This is a genomic window from Allolucifera butyrica, from assembly GCF_900476375.1.
GTDB lineage: Bacteria > Bacillota > Negativicutes > Sporomusales > UPPP01 > Lucifera > Lucifera butyrica.
This window is the reverse complement of record NZ_UPPP01000091.1, coordinates 1-18,833: the sequence shown is the minus strand read 5'-3', so window position 1 is coordinate 18,833 and position 18,833 is coordinate 1. Positions and strand designations below refer to the sequence as shown.

The 18,833-nt window shown below is 41.3% G+C and carries 26 protein-coding genes; 24 read left to right on the top strand and 2 right to left on the bottom strand.

From position 1 onward, the window contains the following. The first annotated feature begins 4 nt into the window (after positions 1–4). The 11 genes from LUCIF_RS18490 to LUCIF_RS18440 all read left to right on the top strand — a co-directional run bounded on the left by LUCIF_RS18490 (position 5) and on the right by LUCIF_RS18440 (position 11,680). Positions 5–1,264 (top strand): type IV secretion system protein, encoded by a 1,260-nt coding sequence (locus tag LUCIF_RS18490; protein WP_122629336.1) that lies wholly within the window; start codon positions 5–7, stop codon positions 1,262–1,264. Next, a complete protein-coding gene (locus LUCIF_RS18485) occupies positions 1,251–1,787 on the top strand; it encodes a S26 family signal peptidase (protein ID WP_122629335.1) in 537 nt (178 codons plus the stop codon). Before LUCIF_RS18490 ends, LUCIF_RS18485 begins: the two co-directional genes overlap by 14 nt. Positions 1,788–1,789: 2 nt before the next feature. Further along, positions 1,790–2,242: a M23 family metallopeptidase gene (locus tag LUCIF_RS18480; protein WP_122629334.1), complete on the top strand. Its 453-nt coding sequence runs from the start codon at positions 1,790–1,792 to the stop codon at positions 2,240–2,242. 26 nt (positions 2,243–2,268) lie between these two features. After that, entirely contained in the window at positions 2,269–2,577 is a 309-nt protein-coding gene (locus LUCIF_RS18475) for a hypothetical protein (protein ID WP_122629333.1), read from the top strand. A 42-nt stretch (positions 2,578–2,619) separates the two neighbouring features. Further along, entirely contained in the window at positions 2,620–2,934 is a 315-nt protein-coding gene (locus LUCIF_RS18470; RefSeq protein ID WP_122629332.1) for a hypothetical protein, read from the top strand. Positions 2,935–2,937: 3 nt separating this feature from the next. Continuing rightward, entirely contained in the window at positions 2,938–4,335 is a 1,398-nt protein-coding gene (locus LUCIF_RS18465; RefSeq protein WP_122629331.1) for a hypothetical protein, read from the top strand. A gap of 193 nt (positions 4,336–4,528) precedes the next feature. Then, positions 4,529–4,861, top strand: a complete 333-nt coding sequence (locus LUCIF_RS18460; RefSeq protein WP_122629330.1) for a hypothetical protein — start codon at positions 4,529–4,531, stop codon at positions 4,859–4,861. Continuing rightward, complete coding sequence (locus LUCIF_RS18455; RefSeq protein ID WP_122629329.1) at positions 4,858–6,744, top strand: type IV secretion system DNA-binding domain-containing protein; 1,887 nt, start codon at positions 4,858–4,860, stop codon at positions 6,742–6,744. Before LUCIF_RS18460 ends, LUCIF_RS18455 begins: the two co-directional genes overlap by 4 nt. 12 nt (positions 6,745–6,756) lie before the next feature. Beyond that, positions 6,757–9,390 carry a MobF family relaxase gene (gene mobF / locus LUCIF_RS18450; protein ID WP_122629328.1) on the top strand — a complete coding sequence of 878 codons (2,634 nt, stop codon included), beginning with the start codon at positions 6,757–6,759 and terminating at the stop codon, positions 9,388–9,390. Between the two features lie 330 nt (positions 9,391–9,720). Next, positions 9,721–11,136, top strand: a complete 1,416-nt coding sequence (locus LUCIF_RS18445; protein WP_122629327.1) for a hypothetical protein — start codon at positions 9,721–9,723, stop codon at positions 11,134–11,136. A 145-nt stretch (positions 11,137–11,281) separates the two neighbouring features. Then, positions 11,282–11,680, top strand: a complete 399-nt coding sequence (locus tag LUCIF_RS18440) for a helix-turn-helix domain-containing protein (protein ID WP_122629326.1) — start codon at positions 11,282–11,284, stop codon at positions 11,678–11,680. A gap of 381 nt (positions 11,681–12,061) precedes the next feature. On the opposite strand, the gene LUCIF_RS26205 is transcribed toward LUCIF_RS18440, so the two are convergent. Together LUCIF_RS26205 and LUCIF_RS18430 are read right to left on the bottom strand one after the other, a co-directional pair. After that, positions 12,062–12,208 carry a hypothetical protein gene (locus LUCIF_RS26205; RefSeq protein ID WP_165866064.1) on the bottom strand — a complete coding sequence of 49 codons (147 nt, stop codon included), beginning with the start codon at positions 12,206–12,208 and terminating at the stop codon, positions 12,062–12,064. Positions 12,209–12,293: 85 nt separating this feature from the next. Next, on the bottom strand, positions 12,294–12,500 hold the full coding sequence (locus tag LUCIF_RS18430) for a helix-turn-helix domain-containing protein (RefSeq protein WP_165866063.1): 207 nt from the start codon (positions 12,498–12,500) through the stop codon (positions 12,294–12,296). A 133-nt stretch (positions 12,501–12,633) separates the two neighbouring features. On the opposite strand from LUCIF_RS18430, the gene LUCIF_RS18425 reads away from it, so the two are divergent. From LUCIF_RS18425 to LUCIF_RS18375, 13 genes are all read left to right on the top strand, one after another. Next, positions 12,634–12,930 carry a helix-turn-helix domain-containing protein gene (locus tag LUCIF_RS18425; RefSeq protein WP_122629323.1) on the top strand — a complete coding sequence of 99 codons (297 nt, stop codon included), beginning with the start codon at positions 12,634–12,636 and terminating at the stop codon, positions 12,928–12,930. 568 nt (positions 12,931–13,498) lie between these two features. Continuing rightward, a complete protein-coding gene (locus LUCIF_RS27390; RefSeq protein ID WP_370745688.1) occupies positions 13,499–13,576 on the top strand; it encodes a putative holin-like toxin in 78 nt (25 codons plus the stop codon). Positions 13,577–14,039: 463 nt separating this feature from the next. Continuing rightward, complete coding sequence (locus LUCIF_RS18420) at positions 14,040–14,516, top strand: J domain-containing protein (RefSeq protein WP_165866062.1); 477 nt, start codon at positions 14,040–14,042, stop codon at positions 14,514–14,516. Between the two features lie 52 nt (positions 14,517–14,568). Continuing rightward, a complete protein-coding gene (locus LUCIF_RS18415; protein ID WP_207858035.1) occupies positions 14,569–14,940 on the top strand; it encodes a hypothetical protein in 372 nt (123 codons plus the stop codon). 188 nt (positions 14,941–15,128) lie between these two features. Further along, positions 15,129–15,254, top strand: a complete 126-nt coding sequence (locus tag LUCIF_RS27070) for a hypothetical protein (protein ID WP_279386973.1) — start codon at positions 15,129–15,131, stop codon at positions 15,252–15,254. Further along, entirely contained in the window at positions 15,232–15,438 is a 207-nt protein-coding gene (locus LUCIF_RS18410) for a hypothetical protein (RefSeq protein ID WP_122629321.1), read from the top strand. The genes LUCIF_RS27070 and LUCIF_RS18410 overlap by 23 nt, the downstream gene beginning before the upstream one ends. Positions 15,439–15,977: 539 nt before the next feature. Further along, positions 15,978–16,202 (top strand): hypothetical protein, encoded by a 225-nt coding sequence (locus tag LUCIF_RS18405; protein WP_122629320.1) that lies wholly within the window; start codon positions 15,978–15,980, stop codon positions 16,200–16,202. A 15-nt stretch (positions 16,203–16,217) separates the two neighbouring features. Next, entirely contained in the window at positions 16,218–16,400 is a 183-nt protein-coding gene (locus LUCIF_RS18400; RefSeq protein ID WP_122629319.1) for a hypothetical protein, read from the top strand. A 132-nt stretch (positions 16,401–16,532) separates the two neighbouring features. Further along, positions 16,533–16,718, top strand: coding sequence for a hypothetical protein (locus LUCIF_RS18395; protein WP_122629318.1), 186 nt, complete (start codon positions 16,533–16,535; stop codon positions 16,716–16,718). Between the two features lie 4 nt (positions 16,719–16,722). After that, positions 16,723–16,938, top strand: coding sequence for a hypothetical protein (locus LUCIF_RS18390; RefSeq protein ID WP_122629317.1), 216 nt, complete (start codon positions 16,723–16,725; stop codon positions 16,936–16,938). A gap of 10 nt (positions 16,939–16,948) precedes the next feature. Then, positions 16,949–17,557 carry a hypothetical protein gene (locus LUCIF_RS18385; protein ID WP_122629316.1) on the top strand — a complete coding sequence of 203 codons (609 nt, stop codon included), beginning with the start codon at positions 16,949–16,951 and terminating at the stop codon, positions 17,555–17,557. Positions 17,558–17,646: 89 nt separating this feature from the next. Continuing rightward, the gene (locus LUCIF_RS18380) at positions 17,647–18,045 is read left to right on the top strand and encodes a helix-turn-helix domain-containing protein (RefSeq protein WP_122629315.1); all 399 of its coding nucleotides are present in this window, start codon (positions 17,647–17,649) and stop codon (positions 18,043–18,045) included. 132 nt (positions 18,046–18,177) lie between these two features. After that, the gene (locus LUCIF_RS18375; RefSeq protein WP_122629314.1) at positions 18,178–18,804 is read left to right on the top strand and encodes a nucleotide-binding protein; all 627 of its coding nucleotides are present in this window, start codon (positions 18,178–18,180) and stop codon (positions 18,802–18,804) included. Positions 18,805–18,833 lie beyond the last annotated feature (29 nt).

Here is an 18,833-nt window from a genome sequence, read left to right as displayed (position 1 = left end):
AAAAATGACAGACATGTTAACGGCTTTTAGATTAGTATTTGAGAGTGGAGTCGGGAATTTACAAACAACCGCGCTTAGTCTTATTGGTATACTAATGGCTATGGACCTTGCCTGGGCTTTTCTTTCTAATTTAGAGGAAGGCAACCATTTGCAAGCAATGATGATGCGCTTTATACGCTATGGATTGTTTTCCTGGTTTATTACAACGTATTCATCACTGGTAACACTAATTTTAAAAAGCTTTTTCATGATTGGTTCAATAGCCGGAGGCGGTGGAGTAAGCGAATCTGTTCTGACTGACCCTTCTTATATCGTGAATCGGGGCCTACAGATGTTCTTGCTTGTTCTTCATTCTTTTACCGGTGCAGCGGTTTCTGGTGCAAAAGCGGGAGGGTCTGCTGCCTATACCGGGGGAATTCCCGATGTTGTAGCGATTGCTAATGGTGCGGCATTGGGGGCTGTTATGGGCGCATTGAGTGATGTGGCGTTAGCTTTCCTTACATTAATCTGCTATTTTATTCTTGCAGTACAAATGTTTGTTACTGTACTAGAATTCTATATTATAGGTACATTAGCCGTTGCTTTCCTGCCGTTTAGTGTAAATCGGCATACAGCGTTTATTGGTGAAAAGGCAATCGGAACAATTATAGCCTTCGGTGTAAAACTTGCTGTTTTGACACTTATATTAAGTGTTGGGATTTCTCAATTGGAAACTTGGAAGGTTTCGACTGGGACTTTAGAATTTGAAGACGTTGCTGTATTGTGTTCGAAGGCCATGGCTTTAACCTTTTTAGCTTGGCAGGCTCCTTCTTTAGCTTCTGCGTATATGGCCGGATCTCCCTCGTTAACGGCAGGCGCTGCGGCAAGAGCTGTAATCACAGGGGTGGCGGCAGCGGTCGGGGCCGGTATGGGAGTAAAAGCGGCTGCTGGTGGAGTGGCTAATTTATTTAAAGGTAGTGGAGCATCCGGAAGCGGCGGGGGCTTTGGAAATACTTCGAGCGGTTCTACCGGCTCCGGCGGTGTTGCCGGGGGAACGGGAACAACCACAGCAGGAGATTCCGGCAACGTTTCTTCAATGCCGCCGGTTTTGGGAGGCAATAGTTCAAGCGGCTCCGGTGGAGCTGGTTTAGGAAGTAAAGGAGCATCCATTTTGGGATCGGCGCGAAACGCTCATGCAACGGTCAGTCAGGCACATCAAGTAATACCATCCGAAAGTCACGAAGGCGGCGGTATGAAGCCGATATTATATCATGACCAGGATTAAATTACGTCGTTTGTGGCCGCTTGTAGGGATAGGAATCGTTATTCTTCTTTGGCTTTGTAATTTTACGTTTGGAGCAAAGTTACAAAAGCAGTATTATTTTAATCTCACCAACAGCGTCCCTATAGGCATCTATAAAGTTGTGCCAGGTTCCACTGTCGGGATTGGCGAATACGTTGTTTTTGACTTGCCGGACCGCATTGCAAACCAAATAGAAGGACGTTCCTGGTATGACCGGAACATTCCCTTGATTAAGAGAGTGGAAGGACTACCAGGGGATCAGTTTGAAATTCGTAACTATGGTTTCTTTATTAATGACAGTTATATTGGTCCGGTATTTCAAGCGGATACGGCAGGACTGCCTTTGCCACAAGACCACGGCGTTCATACAGTTCGCCCAGGGCGCTTTTTGCCAGTAGCAGCCGACATACCAAATTCGTTTGATGGCCGGTACTATGGGGATGTGGCAACGTCTCAAATTCGGGCGATTGTGAAACCAATTTGGGTATTAAAGGAGGGTTTTTAGTAATGAGGAAAATTATTATATTTATGATGCTTTGCTGTTCCTTGCTGAGTATGAGTGTTGTATATGCTGATCCGCTTGTAATTACTTCAACATTTGGCCCGCGCATCAATCCTATAACCGGGGAGTACAGTTTTCATACGGGGATAGATATTGCAAAAAACTATGGTGATCCAATTCCGGCGCTTTTTTCCGGTGAGGTAGTATTTGCAGGGCCGAAAGGCGGGTACGGGAACGCAATCATCTTACACCATGCCGATAATACATACACATTATACGGCCATTGTTCCCAACTATTTGTTGTTGCCGGCCAAAAAGTGAAAGCCGGAGAGGTTATAGGGCTGATCGGCAGTACCGGGAATTCTACAGGGCCACATTTACATCTTGAATATTGGGTTCCGACCCAAAACGGGGGTTGGGAATACGCTGATCCGCTTATATTATGGAGCCAAAAATAAGAAATGGAAAACGGAGGAATGAGAAAATGAAAAAATGGTATGCCTTAGTATTAGTAGTGACGATGTTAACGTTTGTATTTACTGGTTGTAGTTTCTTTGGGCAAAAAGAAGCACCGCAGCAGCAACTTCAGAATACGCTTCCGGCACCTACGCCCGCCAAGGATACTCCGACCCAAACAGAGCAAAAAAAGAATACGGAGCAGCCAAATAGTAATACGAATGGTGAATTACCGCCAGGATATACAAAAAATCCTAACACAGGCATTGTACATGATGCAGAGGGTAATATTGTTCCTCAAAAGGGAAAGGGGTCTGGTTTAGGGGGTTTTCATTAAACCCTATCTACTTTATTCACAAAAAGAAGGATGGCGATAAAAATGCTGAAATACGATAAAGAGGTATTAGAAAAAATTTTGCTTGAAGAGTGCGGTTATCCCGCGTGGTCAGCTAGTTTATCAGCAGAAAATATATATAAACTCGATGAGCGATTACAGAAGACATTAGACGCTTGGTTAATAGATAGGTCTGTTTCCGATGAAATCAATGTTGAGGGTATCACGATAAAGCAAATTATTGAGAAAGAACATAGCTCATTTATAAAAGCGTTAATGACTATGGATGTATTTCTACAAGAGCCGGAATTGGCAAAAAAATTCGCCGCTACGCCAGCAGCATTTTTTGGTTGGGCTTAAAAGATGGATGAGTACCTATTTTATCCAGACGTTCTACATGAATCGAATTGGAAACAAGCTTCACGGGATCTTCGCATTCTCGCCTATCAAGAATTAGAAATAGAGTATGCTCAACGCCAGGGAAGAAAACCGGCGATTGTTCAGATTAAAGATTTACCTGGTACGTGTTTTGGGGTATATCAAGGAATGGACAACAAAATAATAATCAATTCCAATTTTCTTCTTGATGATCCCCAAGACGGGTACAGTTTTCAATATTTAGCGACTGATACCGTTATTCATGAAGGTAGACACGCTTTCCAGCGACATGCGATAGAAAACCCAGGCATTCATAACAATCCGGAGGAAGTGGCAAAATGGCAGGAAAATAGTCTGGTTTATTTTACTCCGGATAAAGCCGAATTCTCTTTTTACCGGTTTCAGCCAGTAGAACGCGACTCAAATAATTATGCCCATAGTGAGACGGATAAATTAGCCCGTATTTTAGAGTCAAAATTCGGCAAAGACATAAGTTATCAAACGTATCTGGAAGCAAGAAACAATCATGAGGAAAGGTATTTAAAAGAAGCGCAGCGGTCATTAGGAGATAAGTTTGAAAAAGAGATAGACCAGAGACTTCATGAGAAATACATGGACTTAGTGAAAGAAATAGGCCATACCCAAGAATTAACCGTCAACCGGCCTACTTTTTGGGAAGAGCCAAATAACCAGGTCAATCAGATAAGTATAAAAGAGTTGCAAACCGTAATATTGCAGCACCAGGACCAGATAGACCGGATCAATGATACATTGGCGATTATGCAGCAAAAATACTCTCAGCCAATGCTAAACAAGTCGGAGTTAGAACAAAAAGGGCGAGAGGAATATCTAAAAAACGCATCCATTTCTCAGCAAGAGAGAGAATTTGCTAAAGAAGGCCAGGAATATACTGCTGCATTGAATAAACATGTTTCTACCCCTGCGCCCAGGTTCTACGAATTCGGTAAAAAAAGCGCCTGGGCGCAGGAAGCGGAACGGCTTACTAAATGGCGGGCAGCTGTGATTGCCAAACAGGAACAGCTGGCAATTGAAAAAGAGAGTTATATAAAAACTGCGGAGGCAAAACAATTCGTTAATAACTATGTGAAAGACCAGATGCAGAAACAGGAAATTGACCAAAGAAGAGTACAAGCAATTAAGTTTCAGCGGGAAAGTCTTGGCGGTCAAAGAAAGGAAATTGAGAAAATTAATCTGGCCGCTAGTCGCGTAAAAACTCTTGATGCCAGTATTTCTATTCGTGGCAATGTAAAAAAATTAGATAATGTTATATCCCAAAAAGAAAAGATTCAAGACCAATTATCAAAAATAAGGGCAAATGAGAAAGTGTTTAACAAAACGTATTCTCGCGGAATTGTACGCTAATACGACTAATTCCCGTGATCGAATTTCCTGCGCAAATTCGATCACACCTGACGCAATTCTTCGAATATGCCGTCAGGCCAGTTATGGCGCGGAGTTTAAGCAGCCGTCCTATAGCCGTTCTAGTAAGCATACGATTGGTTAAATCCAGCGCCATAACTTATTTTAAAGCAGCCGTATATAAGGATGTGGAAACATGCCTAAAAGAAAATCGAAAGATGCAGAAATCCGGGTTTATCTTACTGCCGCACAGAAATTGCAGATAGAAAAATTGGCGGCAATTAATGAAAAATCCGTATCCCAGTATCTTCTTGATGCCGGTCTTTCCTCTTCACTTGATTCAGCAAAGATGGATTTTTATACAAGAATTAATAACGATTTAACCTACCTCAAACGCATATCTTATGTGAATTCTAAGCTTGGGTTGTTAGCTGCAGCCGAGCAGACCAATGACCAGGATTTTGCCGTTAAGTTCTACAAGGCAACGCTTGAAGAAGCCGAAAAGCTGTTTAAGGAGGACCAGGGATGAGAGGCTACCAAACCCATGAGGCTTTTTGGGCAGATGTGAGTATGTATTTTAAGATGATAGTCCGGGCCTTCATTTTGGGGCTGACTATACAAGTAATGATTTTATTAATTGGGCTATACGGGATACAGGGCGGTCTTAATAACCTTTATGTCGTAGGCACCCAAACTAAAATGCCGTCTACGGTTGCAATTAAGTATTATACCGGCTTTGGGGGCGTATTTAGCGGCAACTATATACCCGTCGAACCAGAGTTGCAGGGGTATGCCAAGAATAATACAAAATTGCCGGTTGATGTATACCGGAACTTTGTAGATTGGCTTACTGACAATGCCTATAAAAACACTCAGAAAAAAATGCATCATTGGTTTTACCTCTCTTTTTTAGGATATATAGCGACGGTACTCTATCTCGTTATTTTTATCTCAACGTCTAAAAAAATTGAGGATGAAAAGTTTTTGCGCGGGGCAAAGGTTACTCCGATTGCAGTTTTAAATAAAAAACTAGCCGAAGAGGCTGAAAAAAATCCACTGAGTACATTAAAAATCGGGGACACTATTTTACCCTATGAAATGGAGCCGAAACATCTTTTAATATTAGGTACGGCAGGCTCCGGCAAAAGTGTGTTATTAAACCAGCTGGCGGCTCAAATTAATCAACGGAAGGTTCAGAATCAAACCGGCGACCGATGTATTTTTTACGACCTAAAAGGGGAATTTGCAGCGAAACAATATCGGGAAGACTTAGACCTTATCTTTAGCCCGTTTGATGCCAGATCGTTAGGCTGGAATATTTTTAATGAATTGGAGATATTGCCGGACTACGATGTAATAGCCAAGAGTCTGTATTTATCGTCGGACCCGAAAGATGAATACTGGTATAATTGCGCGAAGGACGTTTTTCGGACCGGCTTGGTTTACTTAAAGATGAATAACAAGACCCGCAATAAAGACCTGTGGGAATTCTTTTCGCAAACGCTGGAAGAAATTCAGGCCGCTTTCCGGACATTGCCGTTAAGTGAGAGAGGCGCACTAAAGCATATTGATAAAGGGGATTCACCGGCAGCGGCCAGTATCGTATCAATTCTGCAGGAACGGATACAATTTTTTCGCTACCTGGTTGATACAGATGGAGATTTTAGTTTTAGAAAATTCATCCGGCAAAGCAAAAACAATACGCCGCAGCCTAATTTATATATCTTGAATATTGAACAATACGAAACCATTTTTAAGCCGTTAATGACGTTGGCGATTGATACGATGATCCGGGAAACGTTGTCGTTGCCCGATGATTTGAATCGTCGAATCTTTTTTATCATCGATGAACTAGGGACACTATACAAGATGAATTCGATTCTGAAACTAGAAACGGTGGGCCGGTCAAAGGGAGCTTGTTTAATCTGTGCCAATCAAGACCTTGGACGGATTGAAGAACAATACGGCAAAGCGAATTTGAAATCGTTTTTTAATAACTTCAATACCAATATTACTTTCCGGATCAGGGAGCCGGAAACCGCCGAATTTTTATCAAAGGCTATTGGAGAGCAGCAGCTTGTTAAAATGATGCAGTCCCGCCAAATGAGTCCAAGTGAAATGGGAGACCGGAAGAGTTTTTCCGAGCAAGAGCGCACGGAAAGGCTGATTATACCTACCGAATTTCAGACACAAGAGGACCTGGAAGCGATTATCAATATTGCTAATTTTGGTATCTCACATATAGAAGTTCCGCGTATTTTTTATAAAGACCGGTATCCGCATTTTGTTATGAGAGAATTTGCGCCGCTTGCTACAACCCCAGAGCCGGAAACTGTGGTAGCGGAAGAAGAAGTTAACAAGCCTGTAGAGGCTGAGAAAAAGGCTGATAAATTCGATTTAGTCAGTATTTAGTGGAGGCTTAATATGCTTTCGATCAGCAATGTAGGAGCGCAGCAGGCCGGTTCTTACTATGATAAAGACGGCTATTATGCTCGTATGGGAGATCGGGATAATTCCTGGTATGGCAAGCTTAAAGAGGATTTAAAATTAACCGACACACTAGAGAAGCAGGATTTTGATCGGCTTATCAACGAGAGAAAAGAGCGGGCCGGTTTCGACCTTTGCTTTTCGGCACCGAAAAGCGTGTCGATTGCTATGTGCATGAATGACCAGACGCGGCAGGATATGTTAGAGGCCCATAATAAAGCGGTGGAAGCTATTTTGGCGCAAATTGAGCAGAAGGAAATCGGCGCCCGCGTAACCAGTAATAAAGAGACAGCGCATATTAAAACCGGCAATATGATTTGTGGCCGCTTTAATCACTACGTGTCGCGGGCCTCTGATCCTCAGCTGCATACCCATTGCGTGATTTTAAATAAGACAAAATATAACGGCAAGTATTATGCCGTGGATAATCAATCTATCTATGAAAACAAAATTCTTTACGGGCAGCTGTATCGAAATACATTAGCCAGGGAGGTAATGCAAAAGGGGTATGCAGTTACTACAACAGATCACGAAAAAGGCTTTTTTGAATTGGCCGGAATATCGCAGAAATCAATGGAGCATTTTTCAAACCGGCGGGCCGAGATCGTGCAGAAGTTGAAAGAATGGGATGCCAATTCAGCGCAGTCGGCAGAGAAAGCGGCGCTATTAACCCGCCAGGCCAAGGAGCACCGGGATATTGGCAAATTGATGGAATCTTGGAAAGAAACCCTGATAGAATTAGCCGAGAGTCAACTTGAAAAGGCTTCTGAGCCGATTCTGCCGACACAAGAGCAATTTAAAGCCGAGTTTGATAAAGCTATAAACCATATTTCACATCGTTATTTTGCGGTAAAAGAACAGTTCTTTAAGAAAGCGGTTTTGGCTTTTGGCGTTGGCCTAGGTATGAAGGAAGAAGAATTTCGAGACTTATTTCGTCAGGAGATTGGCAAGGAGATTTTACATTTAGGCAAGCGCCATAATAAAAAAGACCCGGACGAGTATTACTGCACGACGAAAAATTACGAACTGGAGCAAGAGATTTTTCAGGAAGTAGCGCAGGGGAAAAATCAAGTGGAAGGCATAGCTTTCCCCAAGGCCAAGGAATTTTTAGATAAAATAGCCGTTGCGGAAGATGGAACCGCACTTTTAAGTAGACAGCAGCGGGAGGCTGTATTATTCACGGCATCCAATAAAGACCGATATTGCGCCATCCAGGGACTAGCCGGGACCGGAAAAACCCATATGCTGAATTATGCGCGGCAGGTTTTTGAAGCGGAAGGCTACGAAGTGAAAGGCGCGTGTTTTACCGGGAAGGCAGCGGAGGGGTTGCAGAAAGACGCGCATATACCAAGCAAGACGATTCACAGTTTTTTGAATCAACTTGAAAAAGAGGCCGGGAACAGAAATCCGGAGGAAGATTATACAAAAAAACAAGAGTGGAAGCTGGACGGATTGAAACCAGGCGGGAAAAGAGAGGTTTGGATTGTAGATGAGGCCAGTATGGTGGGGAATGCAACGTTGCGACCGTTAATGCTGGCAGCAAAAGCCAAAGATGCCAAAGTGGTATTTATCGGGGATAAGCAGCAGCTATTGCCGGTTGCCGTGGGAAATTCTTTTACTAACTTTATAGAGCGGCACCGAATTGAGACCGTAAAAATAGATGATATAATACGGCAAAAAAAGGATGGAAAGGAAACCGAACTGCTAAAAAGCGTTAAAGAGGCAGTATTAGGGGATGTTTACAAGTCGCTTAAAATAATTGATAAAGACATTCAGGTTATTGAAAAGCGGAAAGACCGAATGAAGGCGATTGTAAAGGAATTTACGGTACTCCCCCAGGAAGAACGGAATAAAACGGTTATTTTGACCGCCGATAATCGGGACCGAAAAACGCTGAATGACGGTGTCCGGAGAGAATTAAAAAAAATGGGCCAACTCTTACCAGGACAGTTTTTCCAGGTAGTAGATGGCCGGGGACATACGTTAAACCGGGAGTTTTCAGTTGATGATAAGATTATCTTTTTGCAAAATGACAATAATCTAGGGGTCCGTAATGGGCAAGTCGGTTTTATCAAAGAAATGCGGGAAGATATGTTAAGCGTTGATTCTAACGGGACAACGTTAGATATTGATATGAACCAATATAATAAAATCGACCACGGGTATGCCATGACAACCCATAAAGCGCAAGGGATTACCGAAGATCGGGCAATTATTAATTTGGATTCTGCCCAAAAACAATTAAACTCCCGGAACAGCTACTATGTAGATATTTCGAGAGCCAGGCATGAAGTTAAACTTTTTACCGATGATCGGGAAAAAATGGAAACACAGATTAGTGATTTTGCCAATAGGTTGACTTCTGATGATTTTTTGATTCCTAAAAACACGGGACCGGCGCGATCCAAGAACAATATAAAGGAGTTTTGTCGAGAAACATTGCGCCGTATGAATCAAGAGATTACGCAGCTGCGGGCGAATCGCAAGTTGGAGGCGGGCACGAAAGAGTTTGCAAAAGGCCAAAGGCGAGATTCGAACAGCCAACCGCGGGGACCATATATCGGACTTTAATACACGGTTTCCTTGCCAGGGGGAAACAATAATGTACAGAAACGTCTAGCCGGATTTGTTAAAATATGCTAAACTAAATCATAGGACAAGCGAAAAAGAAAATAAAAAAACGAAAACACCCGTAGTCGTCGTCCTGGCAAGATTGTCGACTTTCGGGTGCCGCGTGAGTGGTGCCTGTGGGCCTTATGGTTATGGCCTCACTATTCACTTATGGCCTCACTATTTCACTTAGGCTTATTATACCATCTTTTTGTGAGGGTATGCAAGTCCAGTAAGTGAATTTTAACAATGTGAGGCCACTCCGCGTAATTAGAAAGGAGCGGCTATTTTTTGTTATTAGCAGAAAGTGAGTCTAATTCTAATAGTGCTATTCCGGCAGAATATTTATCTTATTTTGTGCAACGACACCCAAAATATGCAGTAAAACAGCCAGGTAAGACCTGGAAGACAAAAAATAAATCGCTGGCTGATCCGGCGATAAAGGCCCATTTAAGAGGCCAATATGCAGTAGCTACGGTAGCGCCGTGGTATCCTAGTTTTGGGGTTATCGATATTGACGATGCACCAATCGACAAGGTTGCTTATATCCGGGAAGCGATTGGCCTTAATGAGGCAAATAGCATGGTTTGCCGGAGTGAAAACTTAAATAGCTATCACGTTTATTTTAGGCCGGTATACAATGATAAGCCGCCAACGGTTCGGCTTTTAAATGATGTATTTACGCCCTGGGCGGCAAGACGGGCAGTGGAAATTTATCCGAAAGCGGCAAAATGTTTTCGTCTGCCTTTTAGTCCAGCGGATACGCCAATGTATAATCATGGTGGATTAACCACCGTCGAGGAAAAATTATATTGGTTTAATAAATTGGACGAATATGAACTGGCCGAAGCGCCAACAGACCAACAGACAGTACTTCCCTTTCAAATAGAGCCGCTTAGAGTGTATGCGAATACTTATAAACGAGGGTTAGATTATTTAGAGCACGGTCTTGATTCGCCTAGTTCACGCCACGAAGCCCAATTTTGCGTTTTATATGCTCTTTGGCGAATGAATATAGACATCCAGGATGCTATGGTTATGTGCTTTCGATGGATTCGTACAAAGCATAATGGCCTTAGTAAAGAGATAAAACGGAATCCGGCCCGAGTGCAAAAGGAAATTATGCGCCAGGCAGAGCGAATTTGGAATGATTATGACCTTGCCAGGGTTTATCCGGATGCAATTCATAATCTTCACCACGGGTACCTTACAAAGCCTGATATAGAGGCGATAATCCGGATATGTGAAGGCAATTTGCCCCGCATGAAGTTCTTGGGCGAATTAGTAAGGTATATAAACCCGAGGCAGGAACGGGAAGCTGTGAATGTACATACTGACAGGCTGATTTCTTGGAGCAGTTATACAAATTATCGCCGTTTTTTAGATGAATTATCCGGAAAGGGCATTATCGAACGGTCAGGAAGCTACCAAGTTGGTAAAGCAGCAAAGACAATTAAACTCAAATGGGAATTTCAGCCTGTCCAGAAGGCCGTTACAGGCGACAAAAGGACCCTAGGCATACTAGAAGCTATCCCTAGTAGTTTTACCGCGGAGGAACTACGTTATAAGCTTAAAGAAACCGGTAAAGAAAGAACGGCTATTATCAAAACTGTGAAAGCTATTTTTGAACCAAAAGTAAGGTGTGAAAAAATAGAAAACATATATAACTCTTACGGGCTTTCGCGGGACGAGCTTCTCCTCCATTAGGGTGTGAAAAAATAGAAAACATATATAACTTTTACAGGTTCGGGGTCTTTCTTCGTTCGGTCCTGCAGAGAAAAGTCCTTTTGTGTAGTGTCAAAAATGTGGAAACATATATAACTTTTACTGGCTTTTTGGAGGGGTCGTCGTTATGCATAATTTTAATACTCGTTTTAGGCTATTGGTCAATAATTCTGGTTTTACTACTGAGCGGCTAAGTGATTTACTAGGCGTGACCAGGTATCAAATTTATAATTGGATGAATGGCCGTGGTGAGCCAGATATAGAAACCCTTGGTCGGATTAGAAGATTTTTTGATATAAGTTATGACTACCTGGTTGGTGATATCGAGGATAAGTGTCCGGTTAATCCAGACTTAACCCTTGACCCGAAGGCACAGGAAATGATAGCAGCATACAGAAAGTTTTTACGGTTAGAATACCCTGTTAACTGTGAAAAAATAGGGAACAAGGGAGACAAAGCGGTAGGAATAGAGGAGAGGCCGATAGGTTCAGCGGTTCCTTTCCCCGGTAAAAAAAGGAAAAGGTAAAAATCGTTATCCTATAGTGCCTGTGGAGCCGAAGGCCGGAGAGAGCACCAACATTATGCAGATTTTGTACGCTAAGGAGTTTTTAGCGAGGAAAAAGCCGTAATCCTGTACGTTAAGGATTACCGGCTTTTTTATTTTTACAAAGGCTCCTGCATTAAGCAGAATTCCGGGGGTGTCAAAAAATAGAAAACATATATAACTTTTATAAGCGGTCCCTTCAAGTATTTTAAACAAAAACGCCCTGCCGGTGTGTGAGCAGAGCGTTTTTGCTTCTCAGAGGCACTATCTGAGAATTTGAAACGAACCCCCCAGTTCGTTTCAATAAGGTCTTGTCTAATTTTTATTATATTCTAGTTATATAATTTGTAAAGCGTCACTTTTTTATTTTTCAAAAGCTCCTGCATTAATTAGATCAATTATAGTTTGGTATGTTTTTCTCGCCCCAGCGGAATACATATCATCACTAGGGTATTGAGACAAACTATCTATCATTGCATACAACCAATCCAGCAGTAATTGTGTATTCAAACTGAACCATCTCCTATATGGATAGAGAAAATATAATTATAAATAATATGTACTATATAGTACTACATATTATTTATTTTCCCTCTTATGCTGCTGTTTCTCCAAGCAGATATGATGTTGTGCTATTTAAGGCTACAGCAATTTTCAATAAAGTGTCTGCCCTTGGCATAAGTTTTTTTTGCTCGATTTTACTGATAGTTCCTTGCGGAATACTGGCTTTTTTCGCTAACTCAGCTTGTGACCAGTTTTTGGCTTCACGAAGTGCTAATAATCTTTGTGCCAATATTTCCATACTCATTACCTCCGTTTCATTTTTTGATTACAATTATATTCATTTATGAATGGGTTGTCAATTCAAAATTGAATAATTATATCAAATTTTTTTGTGCTATAATTCATATAAGAATATTTTCTGAGGTGCATTTATGAATATTGGACTAAAAATAAAGGATTTAAGAACAAAGCAAGGTATGAGCATGACCAAGCTTGCCAAGGAAGCTAACGTCGGACAAGCTACTATAAGCCATATCGAAAATAATGATAACCAACCAACATTCGATATATTAGAACGCATCATAACCGCTTTGGGATTTTCTTTGGCTGAATTCTTTGCCGATGAACAGCAAACCATTGACCCCGAACTGAATAGACTTTTGCAAGCTACAGGAAAATTAACGTCTGAACAACGAAATTTGTTGTTCAAATTTATAAACAGTTTATAGGGTATAGATATTGAAGGAAATACAATGGCCGAATGATAGAAATATACAAGTATTCTGTATAAAACATGCACAAAAGGACTGTATAAACTGTATAAACAGCATATAAAAACCCAGGGTACCGCAAAGGCGCGGAAGTCCTGGGTTTCATAGTTTACTTAATCGCTTATTATCGGACATTGATGGTTTTACATTTCCCTATATGAGCGTTCCCGTTGGGCCGGGCTGTCGTGAATCAAGCCAGCAAAAAACGCTGTCTTGACCCTTCGGGCGTCCATCCCTAACGCAAAACTATCCTTGGGTCCTGGCTGCGTGTGTTTTTTGTTGGTTTTATCTGTCCTTGGTTTTTAAGAAAAGAGATATAAAAAAATAGTCGCCGTCGAGCCTGTGGAGCTTGTGTGGCTTGTGGTCAGGTAGGCGTAGGCTATGCCGGAGCCGTTAGCTGTCCACAAACACACAAATCCAGCAGGCTTTTTTACGGTGAACTTGACCGAACCAAAGTAGAATATGCTATAATATTTTCAGGTTGTTAGGGAACGGTTAGCACTCCCTTTGTAGAAAGGGGGTGATTATGATATCAACATTCGAGGCCATCTATCTTATGATAGCATTCGCAACGCTTGTTGTTTTAATCATAAAGCAGAAATAACCGCTCCCGGCCAAGGATAGCGGTTATTTCGATAACCCGATATTCCAGGCTAACCGTTCAGGTTAACAACCTGGGGCTGGCGTGATTCCAACACGTCAGTCCTTTTATTTATATTGTACCCATTTTTAAAAAAATATTCAAGTATTTACTGCCATACTACTCTACTGTACTACTGTCGTCAGCTAACCAATAATTAAAAAATACTGATGGAAGCCTTTCGGAAAAGCGCCGAAAGGCTATTTTAATTTGCTGTTTTTTTGACCGGCCATTATAAAATCCGGCGGCTTGCTTTTGCAAGGGTAAAATGTACCTCCCTGCAGTCGGCCCTTGCAAAAGCACCTCCGGACTTTATAAGGACCTCAACAAAAAAACAGCTGCAGGGGGAACGGTCCCAATCCATTATTACTACTGTAATTCTTTATTTTTCCTGTATCGCTTACCCTGCCAAGGAGGACGAAAAGAAATGTATTTCCAGAATATCAGCACCATTGACGAACTGAAAAAAGCGTATAGAAAATTAGCCTTTAAATATCATCCCGACCGGGGCGGTGATACCGAGATAATGAAAGCCGTAAACGCTGAATATGAAGCTCTTTTTAAAAAGTTAAATGTCACTGATGCCAACGGACAAAGCAAATACAATCTAAATGACGGTTTCCGCGAAATGATAGACAGAATTATAAATTTGGATGGTTTGGAAATTGAAATATGCGGCTCCTGGATATGGGTGTCAGGTGAAACGAAAAAGCATAAAGACGCTTTAAACGAAGTCGGTTATTTTTTTGCCAGGAAAAAGAAGATGTGGTACTGGCGGCCAGAGGAAGCGAAAGTCAGAAGGTCCAGCGGCATCAAAGATATGGACTACATACGGCATATGTACGGCAGCGAGACTGTAAAAACTGCGGAAAAGAAAAAGAATGCCAACCAGATTACAGCCTAAACATAAAAATAAGCCAGCCGGGGCGTTATACCGGCGAAGGAGGAACAGAGTAATGATTGCATTAGTTAGTGAGCGTTTGGCAAAGGATTTTTGTGATAGAAATAAAGGCTTTGCTTATCAGTACAACGACCAAATTAAATTATGGGAGGTTTTCAAAGTGAAATGTTACAAGGATTGGGAAGGCGATTTGGACAGCTTTTTAGAGGTTGGCGACTTGGTAGACGAGGAATTTGTAGACTATTTTATAAATGTTTTGCCCCCGGCTTGTATGAATGGGCAATGTGTCCAGATGGGCGAGCCATATAGCCATAACCCGGATAAAGACGGAAAATGGCGGGCTACCTATTCAACCTTAAAAAATAGCCCGGAGGGTTGGCGATATGCCGGTCATTGTTTCCGGGGGCAAACGGAGCCGGTAGAATAAAACTTCATAAAGGCCAGCCGGGAGCCTATCCCGGCGTAAACCTAAAAGGACTTATTAAACGATTAAATGAAGAATATAAAGGGATAAAACTGTTCCCAATTGAAAATAATTGACTATAGCTTTTTAAAGGAAAATAACAGGAAAATACGTGTTTTCAAGAAAATAGTACATAGTCAAACTGGCTTGCGGTGACGGCCATGGCCGCGATCACGGAGCGGATCGCCATCGGCATCCAGGATGCAGCCGGTGCCGCTGGTTTGGCTCAGAGTCGGGAAAGGAGAATTATAAATAATGAAGTTATGCGATCTTGTTAAACTATACAATCAAAAAGCAAAACGGTATGGTATCAATTTAATCATGCTGGCACTTGCAATGCCATTGGCAAGCATGATTTCTGGTTTTTCGTTTCCTTATGCAAATACAATTAGTTTAATTATAGGTATAAGCGGCGTACTGTTATTTGTATTTTCAAATGAGGAGCCTAAATCGGACAAATAGTCAAACTGGCTGACAGTGATCGGCTGCAGCCAGTTTGACTATATATTTCGGCCGCGCCCAGGGCGCTAAGAAGTGGATCATCTTGTTTCTAAATTTTGTACTTATAAGGTTTATATTTAGAGCCTATAGAGACGTTTTCGGAAAAACAAAATCATAGTAATCAAACCAGCAAGGGGTGGGGAGAAACCTTATTACTTCTGGGGAAAAAGCTAAATTCCTGCATAGTGACAAAATGGATTGGAGGATATTTAATGGTTAAAGGTTATAACCGGTTAAGTGATTCTGATAAAAAGACTTTTGATTCTTTTTGAAATAATTATCGTGAAGCAAATAGTTCTGAGTTTGAAATTGAGTATATTTCAGTAAAACGTGAAAATGATTATCTTCGTGTAGACTTGTTGAAAAACGGTAGAAAGACTTGGCAGCAGGTTTTTAGTAGTACGACTTGGGGGTAGTCAACCTGGCTTACATTGCCGCGCATGGCCGGAGCCACCAGCGAGGATCGGCACTTAACGTCAAAATAGAAACGGAGGGTTAATATGAATTGCGAAAAAAATATTTTAAAGTGTAATGCTTGCGGTAGTCCTTTGAAACTTAATAAATTTTTCACTGGTGTTGAAGAAGGGGAAGATGGAAAAATTTATGATTGTGGTGTTTCTTTAGAATGTGATTGTTGCGGAAGAATATACCCTCTAGGATGCATTAAGAAAGAGCAGGATTTCGTGTTTCCAAAGCAATTTATACCCCAAAATAGAACGAAATAAGAAAGGATGATTAAAATGCTGGATATTAGCCGGGAATGGGAAACGGAATATCTTTGCGCCAGGGTGAAGCGCATCGAAGAGGATGTAAAAAACGGGAAATTTGAAAGCGCCTTAGACTATTTAAATATGATCCAGGAGAAAGCAAAAAGTGCCGAAATATTGATACGAAAACACCTGGTAGCGGCAAAGTCAAAATAGGGTTGAATGAGAGACACAATATCTTGTATCCGTCGCAGCTGCCGGCAGCACAAGATATTGTATAAGGACAGGCACTTGGCACGGATCTGCGCTGACAGGCGCAGCCGGTCAAACTGAAATGGAGGGATAAAAGTGGACGGAAACATGATAGACGGTAAAAAGCTGATAAGTATACTCGAATTTTTGAAGTCGGAATCTGAAAAAGAGGAACGAAAAGACGATTGGAATAAAGGCTATAAAAGCGGCCAGATTGCGGTCTATGAGCATGTTATTGAACTTGTACAGGGAAGCATTAAAGAAAACTCAGAAAGTGTGTGATTTAATGGATAATATTATGTCTGAACTTGAAAAATATCTTGAACGGGCAAGAATTGCCAGGGATGATGATGGACGCCTGGCGGCGATTATGACTGACATGGAGCATAAATACTCTATCCCAGCACTATCAAGCTTGATTCCGGAATGGAAAAGAAATGATCCTAATGCAGAAAGGATTTTAAAAGTATATCGCTATATTTCTGGTTTAAGGAATTTTTAGGGAGAATAAAATGCATACTCTTTCTTTGGATTGGATTTATGGATTTGTTTGGGGTTGCGGCTCTTTTTGTGGCGCGGAATCTCATGACGAAAGGCTATTAGTTAGGCATCATGATAAAAAGTTACTATTTTTGATCTCCAAAAAAATAGGGTCTTTTAAACCTCATAAGCGGAATAATACATACGCAATTAGAATTACACCAGGTAATGAGTTTGTCAAAAGAATATTTGAATTAGGATGGACAAGTCGGCGTGATAAAGATAGACAATACCCTCAAGGGGATATAAATCAATTAGAGTTTATCAGGGGATATTGTTACACTAAAGCAGCAATAACAAAACCGAGCAGCGGTAAGAATGCTATTGTAAAACTTGAAGGCGCAAAAAATGTACTAGATGTGATAAGTAGGTATTTAGTAAATATGTTGGATATTAAATATAAAGAACCGAGGAAAAGAAGCGTCAATATACCTAATTATGGAGATTACCATACCTTTGTACTTATGTATCAAGCTAGAGAAGAAGTGCCTAAAATCATTTCTCTATTAGAAATTCCTGACGAAACAATCAGAATGCGGAAAATAGACTGTAGCCGGTTTATAGGAGCAGAAAACCCTTAGAAATTTTTCTAAGGGTTTTTCCATTCTTCCAGGCATGTCTTACCTATGGTATACTTAAATGGAAATATTTTACAAAAGAGGGATGAGCTATGAAAGACCATTATAACATCAAACAAGCAGCGGAAGTCATTGGTGTTAGCACAAAAACCGTTCGTAAACGCATACAGAGCGGCGAACTTCCCGCAGTTTGGGAAGACCGTGGAAAGGGTATGAGCCAATGGTGGATACCTATGGGCGCTGTACAAGCCGCTGCTACTACTTTAGAAGCAATACCTGTAACACGGCATCTTTCCCCGGTTGAGGTTGCGCAAATGATTCAAAATGCGGTGCGGGAAGCTGTACAACAGGAACTTGAAAACTTCCGGGAGGATATGGAGATTCGTTCCGATCAGCGCGATAAGAAGCTTATGGAGGCTATTCGGGCCATTCAAGAAGAACGCCGCAATCAGTCTGCCAAACCTTGGTGGAAAAAAATGTTAAAGTCTTAGGCCGTCACAATTATTCTGTGACGGTTTTTTTTATCATTGTCGTTTACTTGACAATATATTTTAAATACCTTTATAATAAATATTAAAGGTATTTTTAGGGTATTATAAATATATTATAAAGGAGTTGCTTTGATGATTATCAATGTCACGCACTATAAAGGCGGGGTCGGCAAAACTACTCTTAGTACAAATCTTGCACAAGCATTTGATGCACCGCTATTAGACCTTGATGCTTTGCAGGGCAGTCTTAATTTTAACAAATTGAGAAAAGCGAACGGTCATACCCCTTTGAATTGCTTTACGGCGAAGACGCTGGAAGAATTAAAAGATATCTATAGTAAATATCAGTCGGAAATACTTATCGTCGATTCTGGTGGTTTTGACAGTGATATAAACAGGCTTGCTCTCGTCGGTGCGGATATCCTCATAAGCCCGGTTGCCCCCTCACAGGTGGAACTATTCGGCTTAGAGGCATTCGAAAAGGTTTTACGCCAGGCCAGCAGGGAATATAAAAGCGATTTTAAAACTAACGTGGTGATCAATAATGCCGACAGTCGCAGCAAGGGAATGGTTAATAAGCTGAAAAAATGTATATCGCAAACTCCGGAACATTTTGATTTGCTGGAACAGGTTATACATAACCGTATTGATTTTAAAAAAGCATATGCGGAGGGTGTTAGCGTTATCGAATTAGATAAGGAATCCAAAGCAGCGTTCGAGATACAGCAGCTGGTGAAGGAAATTAGACGCATGTTTTGAAGATATTTATAGTGTATTATAAATGTATT

Coding starts and splice junctions, on each gene's coding strand:
- mobF (WP_122629328.1), top strand. CDS start 6,757: ATGCTTTCGATCAGCAATGTAGGAGCGCAGCAGGCCGGTTCTTACTAT.
- LUCIF_RS18405 (WP_122629320.1), top strand. CDS start 15,978: ATGAATTGCGAAAAAAATATTTTAAAGTGTAATGCTTGCGGTAGTCCT.
- LUCIF_RS18465 (WP_122629331.1), top strand. CDS start 2,938: ATGGATGAGTACCTATTTTATCCAGACGTTCTACATGAATCGAATTGG.
- LUCIF_RS18480 (WP_122629334.1), top strand. CDS start 1,790: ATGAGGAAAATTATTATATTTATGATGCTTTGCTGTTCCTTGCTGAGT.
- LUCIF_RS18420 (WP_165866062.1), top strand. CDS start 14,040: ATGTATTTCCAGAATATCAGCACCATTGACGAACTGAAAAAAGCGTAT.
- LUCIF_RS27390 (WP_370745688.1), top strand. CDS start 13,499: ATGATATCAACATTCGAGGCCATCTATCTTATGATAGCATTCGCAACG.
- LUCIF_RS18460 (WP_122629330.1), top strand. CDS start 4,529: ATGCCTAAAAGAAAATCGAAAGATGCAGAAATCCGGGTTTATCTTACT.
- LUCIF_RS18400 (WP_122629319.1), top strand. CDS start 16,218: ATGCTGGATATTAGCCGGGAATGGGAAACGGAATATCTTTGCGCCAGG.
- LUCIF_RS18475 (WP_122629333.1), top strand. CDS start 2,269: ATGAAAAAATGGTATGCCTTAGTATTAGTAGTGACGATGTTAACGTTT.
- LUCIF_RS18455 (WP_122629329.1), top strand. CDS start 4,858: ATGAGAGGCTACCAAACCCATGAGGCTTTTTGGGCAGATGTGAGTATG.
- LUCIF_RS18485 (WP_122629335.1), top strand. CDS start 1,251: ATGACCAGGATTAAATTACGTCGTTTGTGGCCGCTTGTAGGGATAGGA.
- LUCIF_RS18425 (WP_122629323.1), top strand. CDS start 12,634: ATGAATATTGGACTAAAAATAAAGGATTTAAGAACAAAGCAAGGTATG.
- LUCIF_RS18490 (WP_122629336.1), top strand. CDS start 5: ATGACAGACATGTTAACGGCTTTTAGATTAGTATTTGAGAGTGGAGTC.
- LUCIF_RS18390 (WP_122629317.1), top strand. CDS start 16,723: ATGGATAATATTATGTCTGAACTTGAAAAATATCTTGAACGGGCAAGA.
- LUCIF_RS18440 (WP_122629326.1), top strand. CDS start 11,282: ATGCATAATTTTAATACTCGTTTTAGGCTATTGGTCAATAATTCTGGT.
- LUCIF_RS18410 (WP_122629321.1), top strand. CDS start 15,232: ATGAAGTTATGCGATCTTGTTAAACTATACAATCAAAAAGCAAAACGG.
- LUCIF_RS18430 (WP_165866063.1), bottom strand. CDS start 12,500: ATGGAAATATTGGCACAAAGATTATTAGCACTTCGTGAAGCCAAAAAC.
- LUCIF_RS18415 (WP_207858035.1), top strand. CDS start 14,569: ATGATTGCATTAGTTAGTGAGCGTTTGGCAAAGGATTTTTGTGATAGA.
- LUCIF_RS18385 (WP_122629316.1), top strand. CDS start 16,949: ATGCATACTCTTTCTTTGGATTGGATTTATGGATTTGTTTGGGGTTGC.
- LUCIF_RS18375 (WP_122629314.1), top strand. CDS start 18,178: ATGATTATCAATGTCACGCACTATAAAGGCGGGGTCGGCAAAACTACT.
- LUCIF_RS18380 (WP_122629315.1), top strand. CDS start 17,647: ATGAAAGACCATTATAACATCAAACAAGCAGCGGAAGTCATTGGTGTT.
- LUCIF_RS18470 (WP_122629332.1), top strand. CDS start 2,620: ATGCTGAAATACGATAAAGAGGTATTAGAAAAAATTTTGCTTGAAGAG.